Annotated in this window: 12 protein-coding genes and 1 pseudogene; 8 read left to right on the top strand and 5 right to left on the bottom strand. The window is 60.1% G+C overall.

Translation table 11 applies throughout. The annotated features are described in order from the left end of the window. Window positions 1-157 precede the first annotated feature (157 nt). Window positions 158-664: a disulfide bond formation protein B gene (locus LQ249_RS26110; protein WP_017846721.1), complete on the top strand. Its 507-nt coding sequence runs from the start codon at window positions 158-160 to the stop codon at window positions 662-664. A 473-nt stretch (window positions 665-1,137) separates the two neighbouring features. On the opposite strand, the pseudogene LQ249_RS31630 reads toward LQ249_RS26110, so the two are convergent. Further along, window positions 1,138-1,427, bottom strand: a pseudogene (locus tag LQ249_RS31630) (hypothetical protein). A 27-nt stretch (window positions 1,428-1,454) separates the two neighbouring features. Between LQ249_RS31630 and cyoA the strand changes: the two are divergent. The 6 genes from cyoA (at window position 1,455) to ptaA (ending at window position 7,525) form a co-directional block, all read left to right on the top strand. After that, window positions 1,455-2,396, top strand: coding sequence for a ubiquinol oxidase subunit II (gene cyoA / locus LQ249_RS26105; protein WP_026139992.1), 942 nt, complete (start codon window positions 1,455-1,457; stop codon window positions 2,394-2,396). 3 nt (window positions 2,397-2,399) lie between these two features. Further along, window positions 2,400-4,418 (top strand): cytochrome o ubiquinol oxidase subunit I, encoded by a 2,019-nt coding sequence (gene cyoB / locus LQ249_RS26100; protein WP_232565991.1) that lies wholly within the window; start codon window positions 2,400-2,402, stop codon window positions 4,416-4,418. Between the two features lie 3 nt (window positions 4,419-4,421). After that, a complete protein-coding gene (locus LQ249_RS26095; protein WP_017846724.1) occupies window positions 4,422-5,048 on the top strand; it encodes a cytochrome o ubiquinol oxidase subunit III in 627 nt (208 codons plus the stop codon). Continuing rightward, complete coding sequence (gene cyoD / locus LQ249_RS26090; protein ID WP_017846725.1) at window positions 5,048-5,383, top strand: cytochrome o ubiquinol oxidase subunit IV; 336 nt, start codon at window positions 5,048-5,050, stop codon at window positions 5,381-5,383. The genes LQ249_RS26095 and cyoD overlap by 1 nt, the downstream gene beginning before the upstream one ends. A gap of 11 nt (window positions 5,384-5,394) precedes the next feature. Then, window positions 5,395-6,282 (top strand): heme o synthase, encoded by an 888-nt coding sequence (gene cyoE / locus LQ249_RS26085; protein WP_017846726.1) that lies wholly within the window; start codon window positions 5,395-5,397, stop codon window positions 6,280-6,282. A gap of 148 nt (window positions 6,283-6,430) precedes the next feature. Further along, window positions 6,431-7,525 carry a pyoverdine biosynthesis transaminase PtaA gene (gene ptaA, locus LQ249_RS26080; protein WP_232565990.1) on the top strand — a complete coding sequence of 365 codons (1,095 nt, stop codon included), beginning with the start codon at window positions 6,431-6,433 and terminating at the stop codon, window positions 7,523-7,525. A gap of 59 nt (window positions 7,526-7,584) precedes the next feature. Here ptaA and LQ249_RS26075 read toward each other — a convergent pair whose 3' ends face one another. The 3 genes from LQ249_RS26075 to LQ249_RS26065 form a co-directional block, all read right to left on the bottom strand. Next, complete coding sequence (locus LQ249_RS26075; protein ID WP_057005274.1) at window positions 7,585-8,301, bottom strand: hypothetical protein; 717 nt, start codon at window positions 8,299-8,301, stop codon at window positions 7,585-7,587. Between the two features lie 292 nt (window positions 8,302-8,593). Further along, on the bottom strand, window positions 8,594-8,671 hold the full coding sequence (locus LQ249_RS26070; RefSeq protein ID WP_141123716.1) for a type II toxin-antitoxin system YoeB family toxin: 78 nt from the start codon (window positions 8,669-8,671) through the stop codon (window positions 8,594-8,596). Beyond that, the gene (locus LQ249_RS26065) at window positions 8,638-8,871 is read right to left on the bottom strand and encodes a type II toxin-antitoxin system Phd/YefM family antitoxin (protein ID WP_227778728.1); all 234 of its coding nucleotides are present in this window, start codon (window positions 8,869-8,871) and stop codon (window positions 8,638-8,640) included. Before LQ249_RS26065 ends, LQ249_RS26070 begins: the two co-directional genes overlap by 34 nt. A 229-nt stretch (window positions 8,872-9,100) precedes the next feature. Here LQ249_RS26065 and LQ249_RS26060 point away from each other — a divergent pair, with 229 nt between their 5' ends. Further along, entirely contained in the window at window positions 9,101-11,125 is a 2,025-nt protein-coding gene (locus tag LQ249_RS26060) for a c-type cytochrome (RefSeq protein WP_232565989.1), read from the top strand. Here LQ249_RS26060 and LQ249_RS26055 read toward each other — a convergent pair. Continuing rightward, the gene (locus tag LQ249_RS26055; RefSeq protein ID WP_169866047.1) at window positions 11,122-12,372 is read right to left on the bottom strand and encodes a 2-aminoadipate transaminase; all 1,251 of its coding nucleotides are present in this window, start codon (window positions 12,370-12,372) and stop codon (window positions 11,122-11,124) included. The two genes, LQ249_RS26060 and LQ249_RS26055, sit on opposite strands and share 4 nt — an antisense overlap. Window positions 12,373-12,486 lie beyond the last annotated feature (114 nt).

Below are 12,486 nucleotides of genomic sequence, written 5' to 3'. Positions count from 1 at the left end.
ATAACCCCCCCACACACCCACACCCATACACCTGTAGGAGCGAGCAAGCTCGCTCCTACAAGTGGCGTATTAATCCGCCGTTAACCCCCTTCTGTTTAAACCACTCTCTGTGTGTAAACTTGCCGCCACAGGCACAACCAAACAAAGGGATACGGAGATGAGTGACGAATTGCGTTTAGGCAGGGAGCGGCGCTTTCTGGTGTTGCTGGGCATCATCTGCCTGGCGCTGATCGGCGGTGCGCTGTACATGCAGGTGGTGTTGGGCGAAGCGCCGTGCCCGCTGTGTATCCTGCAGCGCTATGCCTTGCTGTTGATTGCCGTTTTTGCGTTTATTGGTGCGGCTATGCGCAACAAAGGGGCGATCACGCTGTTTGAAGGGTTGGTGGTGCTCAGTGCCTTGGGCGGTGTGGCGGCTGCCGGTCACCATGTGTACACCCAGTTCTTCCCCGAGGTCAGTTGCGGCGTGGATGTGCTGCAACCGATCGTTGACGGCCTGCCCCTGGCCAAGGTGTTTCCGCTGGTCTTCCAGGTCGACGGCTTCTGCAGCACGCCGTACCCGCCGGTGCTCGGTCTGTCGCTGGCGCAGTGGGCGCTGGTGGCGTTCGTGCTGACGGTGATCCTGGTGCCCCTGGGTATCTATCGCAATCGCCAACGCAAAGCCTGAGCCGTTCACTGAAACGCCCCGGTCTTTCTCAAGGGAAAGCCGGGGCGTTTTTGTTTGTAGGGATTTTTGAAGGGACAGTGACGCGGGACAATTTTGACGGCGCGCGGTGTGCGACATGTTGTCACACAGGCGCTGTCGCAGGGCGTTTCCGAGCCGTCACAACGCCGCGTGAATTTGCCCATGGCCGTTAATGTGTGCTGTCAGTTCATCGTTTGAGCAACACCGCGAATAGCGCGCCGTTCGCGGCTTTCGGTGGTCAGCGAGTGCCCTGTTTTATGGGGGCTTGGAGCGCTTTTTCAGGCCCTTACGGCGGGTAAGGGGTGTGGCAGTTTGCCCTATAACACGGCATTTTTTGTGGTTTTTGTTGAGAATCCAACGCGATAAGATCGCGAACCTTTGCAAAATAGGTGAAGGATTATTGCTGGAATCGATAAAAATTATTTCTTTATAAGACATGGTTTATACATCGCTAGCTAACTACAATCGCCCGCACTGAATGTCCGGTGCTGTTCAATATTTGAGCATTGGAGCGGTCGAGGGGCAGATGGATGGCTCTGTGCGACCCCAGGTTCCGGCAGCCTTTCAACTATCCGCACCAAATGGAATTGGTCTGTAACAAGGCCTTTAACCACGAAATCGAATAAGAACTCACCGCAGGTCCGCGAACCGTCCAATTAGGGCGCACGGGCAGGCTCTTATTCAATCGAAGAGAAATGCCAACCCTTGGCAGGGTGAAGTGTTGGCGATCAAAACCCAACTGCATTGCGCAAGCTGCTTTAGAGGTCGTGAGATGAGTAAAAACAGGTACCCCCGATTACTAGGCTTTTTGCCGCTGCTTGGCATGATGTTAATGCTGGGAGGCTGCAAGTGGTCCTTGCTCGACCCAAAAGGACAGGTCGGTCTGGATGAACGCAACCTGATCATCACTGCCACCCTGCTGATGTTGCTGGTCGTGGTCCCTGTGATCATCATGACCTTCGCCTTCGCCTGGAAATACCGCGCGTCGAACACCAAGGCGACTTACGCGCCGAAGTGGTCGCACTCCACCAAGATTGAAATCGCGGTGTGGCTGGTTCCGATCCTCATCATCATTGCCCTGGGTTATGTGACCTACAAGTCCACCCACGCGCTGGACCCATACCGTCCGCTGGACTCCGAGGTCAAGCCGATCAACATCGAAGTGGTCGCGCTGGACTGGAAGTGGCTGTTCATCTACCCGGACCTGGGTATCGCCACCGTCAACAAGATCGTGTTCCCGGAACATACCCCGGTTAACTTCAAGATCACCTCCGACACTGTGATGAACTCGTTCTTCATCCCAGGCCTGGGTGGCCAGATCTACGCGATGGCCGGCATGCAGACCAAGCTGCACCTGATCGCCAACCAGAAAGCTGAAATGGACGGCATCTCCGCCAACTATAGCGGCGCAGGTTTCACCGGCATGAAATTCAAAGCGATCTCGACGAGCCAGGAAGAATTCGACGCCTGGGTAGCCGAAGTCAAGGCCGCACCTAAACAGCTTGATCAAGCTGAATACGAAGCCCTTGCCAAACCAAGCCAGAACAACCCAGTCGCGCTGTACTCCACTTACACGCCTGACCTGTTTCAGAAAGTCGTCGACAAGTACGAAGGCATGAAACCAGGCAAGCCGGTCAAGCACGAGAAGAAAGAAGTGGCTGCGGTTGAAGGTTCTGACACGGGCTCGCATTCAACTGCTGGGGCAGAGGAGTAAACGATGTTTGGTAAATTAAGTTGGGATGCGGTCCCGTTCCACGAGCCGATTGTGATGATTACCATCGCCATGATCGCGCTGGGTGGTCTGGCACTGGTTGGGGGTATCACTTACTTCAAGAAGTGGACCTACTTGTGGACTGAGTGGCTGACTTCGGTCGACCACAAGAAAATCGGTGTGATGTACATCGTCGTTGCCATGGTCATGCTGCTGCGTGGTTTTGCCGACGCCATCATGATGCGTACCCAGTTGGCCATGGCCACTGAGGGCGCGCCAGGCTACCTGCCGCCTGAACACTATGACCAGATCTTCACCGCTCACGGTGTGATCATGATCATCTTTATGGCGATGCCTTTCTTCACCGGCCTGATGAACCTTGCAGTGCCGCTGCAGATCGGTGCCCGCGACGTTGCCTACCCGTTCCTGAACTCCCTGAGCTTCTGGCTGCTGGTGTCTGGCGTGGTGCTGATCAACGTGTCCCTGGGCGTCGGCGAATTCGCCAAGACCGGTTGGGTTGCGTATCCGCCATTGTCGGGCCTGAAATACAGTCCGGGCGTGGGTGTGGACTACTACATCTGGGCGCTACAGTTATCAGGGCTCGGGACGACGCTGACGGGGGTCAACTTCCTGGCCACCGTGCTGAAAATGCGCGCCCCTGGCATGAAGATGATGGACATGCCGATCTTCACCTGGACCTGCACCTGGGCCAACGTGCTGATCGTGGCTTCGTTCCCGATCCTCACCGCTACGCTGGTACTGCTGTCGCTTGACCGTTACCTGGATTTCCACATTTTCACCAACGAACTTGGTGGCAATCCAATGATGTACGTGAACCTGTTCTGGGCATGGGGTCACCCTGAGGTGTACATCCTGATCCTGCCAGCGTTCGGTATCTTCTCCGAAGTGATCTCGACCTTTACCGGCAAGCGCCTGTTCGGTCACCACTCGATGGTCTACGCCTCCGGTGCGATCTCGGTACTGGGCTTCATGGTGTGGCTGCACCACTTCTTCACCATGGGTTCGGGGGCCAGCGTCAACGCCTTCTTCGGCCTGGCGACGATGCTGATTTCGATCCCGACGGGGGTGAAGCTATTCAACTGGCTGTTCACCATCTACCACGGCCGTCTGCGTATGACCAGCCAGGTCGTGTGGACACTGGGCTTCATGGTGACCTTCGCCATCGGCGGTATGACCGGCGTACTGCTGGCCATCCCGGGTGCTGACTTCGTGCTGCACAACAGCTTGTTCGTGATCGCTCACTTCCACAACGTGATCATCGGCGGTGCGGTATTCGGTTACATCGCTGGTTTCAGCTTCTTCTTCCCGAAAGCGTTCGGCTTCAAGCTGCACGAGGGTTGGGGCAAGGCTGCATTCTGGTTCTGGATCTCGGGCTTCTTCGTCGCGTTCATGCCGCTCTATGCACTGGGCTTCATGGGCATGACCCGTCGTCTGAACGCCACCACCAACCCTGAGTGGGTGCCGTACCTGTACGTCGCCATGATCGGTGCGGTGCTGATCGCGGTGGGTATCGCCTGCCAGCTGATCCAGCTGTATGTCAGCGTGCGTGATCGCAAGCAGAACATGTGCGAGTCGGGCGACCCATGGAACGGCCACACCCTGGAATGGTCGACTTCGTCGCCACCTCCGTTCTACAACTTCGCCGTGATTCCTACCGCGAACACCATCGATGCGTTCACCGAAGCCAAGGAAGACGGTACTGCGTACCAGCGGCCTAAGCACTACGAACCGATCCACATGCCAAACAACACCGCCACTGGCGTGGTGATGGGTGCGCTGTTGACCGTGTTCGGTTTCTCGATGATCTGGCACATCTGGTGGCTGGCAATCGTGAGCCTGGTGGGCACCATCGGCTACTTCATTGTCCACGCTGCACGTGATGATCAAGGCTACATGGTGCCGGTCGAAACGATCGAGCGCATCGAAGCCGAGCAGCACGCTCGCCTGGTGGCCGAGAAGAAGATCCCGGCCAACCGTGTAGAAACCTCGTTGGAACAGGCTTAAACCATGTCGAACTTAGTGACCAATGCTGGACACGCCCATGTCGATGACCATGGGCACGATGACCATCACCACGACTCGGGCCCGGTAACCGTCTACGGTTTCTGGCTCTACCTGATGACCGACTGCATCTTGTTTGCGTCGATCTTCGCGGTGTACGCGGTACTGGTAAACAACGTAGCGGGTGGCCCGGCGGGCCACGACATCTTCGAACTGCCTTACGTGCTCGGCGAAACCGCCTTGCTGTTGTTCAGTTCGATCACCTACGGCTTCGCCATGTTGTCCTTCTACAAGGGCAACAAGCAGGGCGTACTGACCTGGTTGGGCCTGACCTTCCTGTTCGGCCTGGGCTTCATCGGCATGGAGATCAACGAGTTCCACCTGCTGATCTCCGAAGGCTACGGCCCTAGCCGCAGCGGCTTCCTGTCGGCGTTCTTCACGCTGGTGGGGACCCACGGTCTGCACGTGACATCTGGCCTGATCTGGATGGCGATGATGATGTATCAGGTCAATAAACACGGCCTGACCAACACCAACAAGACTCGCCTGAACTGCCTGAGCCTGTTCTGGCACTTCCTGGATGTGGTCTGGATCTGCGTATTCACCGTCGTCTACTTGATGGGGACCCTGTAATGGCTAATGCACACTCCCATGACAGCCATGATGCGAGTCACGGCAGCGTAAAGACTTACGCTATCGGCTTCATCCTGTCGGTCATCCTGACCCTGATCCCGTTCGGCCTGGTGATGTACCCAACCTTGCCGAAGTCGATCACCTTGATGATCGTCCTGGCGTTCGCGGTGATTCAGGTCCTGGTTCACCTGGTGTACTTCCTGCACCTGGACCGCTCCGAGGCCCAGCGCGAGAACGTGATTGCGTTCGTGTTCGCAGGCCTGGTGATCGTTCTGCTGGTTGGTCTGTCGCTGTGGATCATGTTCAGCATCCACACCTACATGATGGCGAAGTGAGGTAAGACCCGATGTCGCTTAAGCACTTTATCCAAATCACCAAACCGGGGATCATTTTCGGTAACGTGCTTTCTGTGGCAGGCGGCTTCTTCCTGGCCTCCAAGGGACATGTCGATCTGGCCATCTTCCTGGCCGCCATGATCGGCACGTCCCTGGTGGTAGCTTCCGGTTGTGTGTTCAACAACTGCATCGACCGCGACATCGATATCAAGATGGAACGCACCAAGAATCGCGTGCTGGTCCAGGGCCTTATCTCCCTGAAACTGGCACTGCTGTTCGCGACCGTCCTGGGTGTTGCCGGCGTGGTGTTGTTGTACAAGGTGGCCAACCCGTTGGCGGCGCTGTTTGCCGTGATCGGCTTTGTCATCTACGTCGGCCTCTACAGCCTGTACCTCAAGCGCAAGTCGGTTCACGGCACGCTGGTGGGCAGTCTGTCGGGGGCGATGCCGCCGGTGATTGGTTATGTGGCTGTGACCAATAGCTTCGACATGGCCGCGCTGGTGCTGCTGGTGATGTTCAGCCTGTGGCAGATGCCGCATTCCTATGCCATCGCGATCTTCCGTTTCAACGACTACCTGGCTGCGTCGATTCCGGTTCTGCCGGTCAAGCGCGGCATCCAGGTGGCCAAGAAACACATCCTGCTGTACATCCTGGCCTTCCTCGTGGCGACCTTGATGTTGACCTTCAGTGGCTACGCCGGCATGAGCTACCTTGCCGTCGCCGCCGCCATGGGCATGTACTGGTTGTACATGGCCTGGACCGGTTACAAGGCGGTGGACGACACCGTCTGGGCACGCAAGCTGTTCGTGTTCTCGATCTTCACCATCACCGCGCTCAGCGTGATGATGTCCCTGGATTTCCAGGTGCCGAGAGAGCTGTTGCTGACCTACGCGCCCTGAGTGGTTCCAAGCAGTGAACAAGCCCCGCCTTCGTGAGAAGTGCGGGGCTTTTTCTTGGGCGCGGGATTAAATCGGCCGGCGCCTTTCTCGTCATACCTCACTGTACGAGCTGTGCGAATCCATTACCCGCGTACAAGGAGTTGTCACCATGGTCAGCGTTAGTCGTCGGTCCCTTCTCGCCTTGGGCGCGGCCTTGCCCTTGCTGGGGCGCCTGGACTGGGCAGTCGCCAGCCCACCACCGGCAGAGGCTGAGAAGGTACGGCTCAACTATAACGAAAGCCCCTACGGCCCCTCGGGCGCCGCCCGCGAGGCGATGCAGGACGCGATTGCCACGGCCGGGCGTTATCCCTACGGCCACATGTACGCCCTGGCCGCGTTGTTTGCCCGGCAGCAGGGGATTGCCGAAGCACAGGTGGCAGTGTTTTCCGGCTCCATGGCGGCGCTGCGCTACGCGGTGTTGGCGTTTACCGGCGAAAGCCGCGGCCTGGTGATGGCCACGCCGTCCTACGAGGTGCCGCGCCAGGCGGCCGAGGCGAGCGGGGCGCCGGTGCAGGAAGTGAGCCTCACGGCCGAGCACGCCCACGACATTCCCTCGATGCTCGCCGCCGATCCCCAGGCGGGCATGCTCTACCTGTGCAACCCGAATAACCCCACCGGTACCCTGACGTCCACCGAGGCCATCCGGCACGCGCTGGCGAACAAACCCCAAGGCAGCGTGCTGGTGGTGGACGAGGCGTACATCGACTTCGCCGACGCTCCCAGCTGTGTCAGTTGGGTCAAGGAACACGACGACCTGCTGGTGTTGCGCACCTTCTCGAAAATCTACGGCATGGCCGGCGCGCGCGTGGGCCTGGCGATCGGCGCCCCGGCGTTGCTGGCACGCCTCGCGGTGTTCGGGGGCGATAACGTCCCTGCCGGCAGCGGCTTGCTCGGCGCGCAGGCCAGCCTCGAAGACGTCAAGCTGTTGCCGCAACGCAAGGCCCTGAACGCGCAACTGCGCGAGGAGACCGTCGCCTGGCTCAAGGCCCGCGGGTTCACCTGCACGCTGTCGCAGAGCAACTGCTTCATGATCGACGTGAAGCAACCGGCGGAGCAGGTGATCGAGAAACTGGCCGCGCAAGGTGTGATGATCGGCCGCGTATGGAAGAGTTGGCCGCAGTGGGTGCGGGTGACGGTGGGGAACAAGCACGAGATGGAGCGGTTTCGCGAGGTGTTTGCGGCGCAGGTCCAGCGCAGCGTTTAACCCAATACAAAACCAATGTGGGAGGGAGCAATCCCCCTCCCACATTGGGTTCTGCGGTACTACTGCTGCGCGATGCTGTACCCATCGAACGCGGTCTGCTGCTGCAACGCCGTGATCACGCTCTTGCGGCTCAACGGCTGTTCGGCGCCGGCGTTATCCACAAAGCTTTCGACTTCCAGCTCGGCGTCATCGCCTTCACCCACGAAGCTGAAACCCAGGAACTCGAACGCTTCACGGTCGACATTGAGCTTCGAGCGCGGCGTGCGCAGCGGCAGGGTGACGCTGATGCCATCCTTGCTGATCACAAACACTTCGGCTTCTTTCTTCGGCCGCGCGGCCTTGCCCTTGCCGGCGCTCGGGTTGCTGATGGCCTGGTGGGACTGGTTCAACACCTTGAGGGCCAGGCCGTAGACCAGCTCCTGAAACGCCGGGTCGTCCTTGAAGCTGGACAGGATGCGGCTGATCGAGAACTTGCTGCTCAGGTCTTCCAGGGCGATGTTGTCGGCGGCTTCGGCGTCCTTGAGCTGCTTGAGCTGGCCCATCAGATCGTAGGCCTTGTCGTCGTCGAAGGCATCGTGGGCCTGGCGGATGGCCACGCGCAACTCGCGGATCTGGTCGCTTTCCTTGGAGGTGTGGAACGCGTCCAGCACCATCTCGCTGATGATCTTGGCCGCTGGCACATGCTGTGAAAGATTGATGGCGTTTTCGTATTCAGCTTTGGATTGCAAGGCGACTACGGATTCTTCGGCGGATTCAGCGGTGTAGGAATCGGGCATTGAAATTTCACTACTTCAGTAAACAGGGACAAAAAAGCGTCGGGCATTTTCGGCGGGGAGGGGGGGCAGGTCAAGGCAGCACAATGCCCTTATTGCGATGCAAGGCGGCCAGCGCCCGCAAAACAGACCTACGGTCAACCCGCATGCCCAGCAGGCTGCCGATCACCATGCCGCCCGCCCAGGCACCGCTCGACAGTATCGACGGTGCCAGCGCCAGTGTGCTTCCCTGCAGAAAAGCGTCGGATGTTTTCAGGCGCGGACCAGGGCAGTCGGCTTCAACAGGTAATCCCCGTTAATAGTGATAACGACACATCAAGACCTGAGTCTCATCATCCTCTATGCCATAGACCAAGCGATGTTCGGCGGTGATTCGCCGAGACCAGAAGCCACTGAGGTTGTATTTGAGTGGTTCGGGGCCGTCTCTTCAAGGGCATTGAATTCCGATAGCGAGATCATCACCACGGGCTCACCTTTTTGCCGGGTGAGCAGCAACGGGATGTGATCGTCATTGACCCGATCCATTGTCTCGGAGAGATGGGCACGGGCATTGGTGTAGTTGATTGTTTCCATGGGTATGTCCTCGCTTGATGGTACGAAACGTCCAGAAATACGTACATGTGTTCAAGGGTTTCCTTATCAACGGTCAATGGGTGGCACCCTTACGGTTTGAGCCTGACCCACATCAAAACCCCGCAGCGCTAAACCCGTTACAACACAAAGGTCTGATGAACCCATAAAAACGACAACGGACCTGCGCCGAGGGGGCTTCCCCACGCGAGGTCATTAAAGGACTAATGCAATGGCGCTTTCTCTGTCACGCCTGGCCTTGCTGGGAGCGACGTTTGGTCTGACGCTACCCCTGCACGCCAATTCCGCCGATACCGCACTGATCGAACACGGCAAATATGTCGCGCAATTGGGCGACTGCATTGCCTGCCACACCGCCAAGCCAGGCAACGCGATGGCCGGCGGGCTGGAGCTGAGCACGCCGATGGGCACGATCTATTCGAGCAACATCACGCCGGACCGCGAGACCGGCATTGGCGCCTACAGCTTCGAACAGTTCGACCGGGTCATGCGTGAAGGTGTCACACCTGCGGGTATGAACCTGTACCCGGCGATGCCGTATCCGTCCTACGCCAAGATGAACGAGGAGGACATGCGCGCCTTGTACGCCTACCTGATGCAAGGCGTGGAACCCGTGCGGCAGGCCAACCTCGAGGCGGACATGGGCTTCCCGTTCAACCAGCGCTGGGGCCTGGCCTTGTGGAACTTCGCCTTTCTCGACAAGCAAGCGTTCCAGCCCGACCCCGGCCGTGACGCGCAGCTCAACCGTGGCGCGTATCTGGTCCAGGGCCTGGGCCACTGCGGCTCCTGTCATACCCCGCGGGGCATCGCCTTCCAGGAAAAGGCCATGAGCGATGACGGGCGCGGTGGCCAGCATTACCTGGCCGGCGAAACCGTCGAGCATTGGCGCGCCCTGAGCCTGCGCAACCTGTGGACCGTGGAAGACACCGTGCAACTGCTCAAGACCGGGCAGAACCGTTTTGCCACCGTCGCCGGCAACATGGCCGATGTGATTCACCACAGCACTCAGCATTTCAGCGACGACGACCTGACCGCGATTGCCCGCTATCTGAAATCCTTGCCGCCCGGCCCGGACGATCTGCCGATGCCGTCGGTGGCCCGCGCACCGGCCGCGCCACCCGCCGACCTGTTCACCAGCCGTGGCGGCCTGGGTTATATGCAGTTCTGCAGCGACTGCCACCGCAGTGATGGCGCGGGGGTGAAAGGCTTGTTCCCGCCGTTGGCCGGCAACCCGAGCATCGTCTCGAACGACCCGACATCCCTGCTGCACATCACCCTCACCGGTTGGGAGACCGCACAAACGGCCACTCACCCACGGGTCTACACCATGCCCGGGTTTGCCCGGCTGGCGGACCAGGAGGTCGCTGAAATCCTCAGTTTCGTTCGCACGCGCTGGGGCAACCAGGGCACGTCGATCAGCGCCGCGCAGGTCAAGACATTGCGCGATCAGCTCAACCCGGCCACGACCGACTCCTCCACTTTCGAAACCCCGCGCCTGGCCGACCTGCTCGCGGCGCCGAACGCCGACCAGGTGGTGCGCGGCATGCGCCTGCACCTGCAAACCAAGGCATTGCTGCCCGACAACGTCGGCAACGCGCTCAATTGCACCAGTTGCCACCTCAACGCCGGCACCGTGGCGGACGGTTCGCCCTTCGTCGGCGTGTCGGCCTTCTTCCCCAGCTATGCACCGCGCGCGGGCAAGGTGGTGAGCCTGGAAGAACGCATCAACGGCTGCTTCCGGCGCTCGATGAACGGCAAACCGTTGCCGCCGCAATCGGCGGATATGCAGGCGATGGTCGCGTACTTCGACTGGATGAAGAACAACACCCGCCCCGAAGACAAGGTGGCCGGGCGCGGTGTAGGCAAGGTCGACCCGGCGATCAAACCGGACCTGGCCAATGGCAAGGCGGTCTACGCCAAGCAATGCGCGGTGTGCCATGGCGACAACGGTGAGGGCCTGGCGCGTGCCGACGGCGAGCGGGTGTACCCGCCGCTGTGGGGCGATCAGTCGTTCAATATCGGCGCCGGCATGGCACGCACCTACACGGCGGCGGCGTTCGTCAAACGCAACATGCCGATCGGCTTCCACGAGCAGTTCCCGTTGGGCCAGGGCGGTTTGTCCGACCAGGAAGCGGTGGACGTCGCAGCGTATTTCTCGGGGCAACCTCGCCCGGACTTCCCGGACAAGGTCAAAGACTGGCCCAACGGCGGCAAGCCGGTGGATGCGCGTTACTAGTCCAGTTGCTTGAGGCACGCCTGGAGGATGTCCAGGCCTTCCTCCAACACCGCCGGCTCAATGGTCAGCGGTGCCAGTAAGCGGACGATGTGCCGCGACTTGCCGCTGGGCATCAGCAGCAAGCCGGCGTCCCGCGCCAGGCTCAGCAACTGGCTCAGTTGCTGGGGCGCGGGCGTGCCGTCGGCGTGGGCCAACTCGATGCCACGCATGGCGCCGACGCCGGTCAGTCGGCCCAGGTAAGGCGACAGGCGTTGCGCGCGCCAGGTTTCGTAGCGGCGCAGGATGGCCTCTTCCTGTCGCGTGCCCCAGGCCTGCAACTGTGCATCCGTCATCACCTCCAGGGTGGCCAACGCCGCCGCGCAGGCGATGGGATTGCCCGAATATGTGCCGCCCAGCCCGCCTTTGGGCAGGTTGTCGAGTAACGCCTTGCGCCCCACCACAGCACCCAACGGCACACCGCCGGCGATGCTTTTGCCGAGCAGGATCAAGTCCGGCGTTATGCCCAGGCGCGAGAAGGCAAAACGTTGCCCGGTGCGGCCGAAACCGGACTGGATTTCATCGACGATCAGCAGGATGTTTTTCTCATCGCAGAAGCGGCGGAGGGCCTGGGCGAACGCGATATCCAGCGCGAGGAAGCCGCCTTCACCCTGCACCGGCTCAATGATGAAGCAGGCTACATCGTTGACGTCGATTTCCACGCTGAACAAGCGGTCCATAGCCTTCAGCGCTTCGGCGCAGGTCACGCCGTTGTCGGCGCTGGGGTAGGGCAGGTGATACACCGGGCCCGGCAGGACACCAACTTTTTGCTTGTAGGGCGCGACCTTGCCATTCAGGTTGAGGGTGGCGAGGGTGCGGCCGTGGAAGGCGCCGTCGAAGGCGATCACCGCGGTGCGGCCGGTGGCGCCGCGCACGATCTTCAGGGCGTTTTCAGCGGCTTCCGCACCGCTGTTGGTGAGCATCCCGCTGACCGGGTAGTCCACCGGGATAAATGCACTCAGACGATCCATCAGCTCGATGTAAGGCCTGTGCGGAGCGGCGTTGAAGGCGTAGTGGGTCAGTTGGGTCGCCTGCTGGCGAATCGCCTCGACCACCGCCGGGTGGCAGTGCCCGAGGTTGAGCACGCCGATGCCGCCGACAAAGTCGATGTAGCGCTTGCCCGCGGTGTCCCAGACTTCGGCGTTCTTGCCGTGGCTGAGGCTGATGGGGTGGACGATGGAAATCGACTGGCTGATGGTTTCGCGGCTCATGAATCTCGGACTCGGCAGTGGCGGGCGTCTTTTTATCTAAGCCGTGAGCCGGGCCGGGCCGCAAACGAAATAAAGTCGCCGGGTCATTCCAAATCGGAAGGAGCGCTTGCCAAG

Origin of the sequence: Pseudomonas sp. 7-41 (genome assembly GCF_021233075.1) — a bacterium.
Taxonomy (GTDB): domain Bacteria; phylum Pseudomonadota; class Gammaproteobacteria; order Pseudomonadales; family Pseudomonadaceae; genus Aquipseudomonas; species Aquipseudomonas veronii.
Note: the sequence above shows the minus strand (reverse complement) of the source record. Positions and strands in the feature narration are given on the sequence as shown.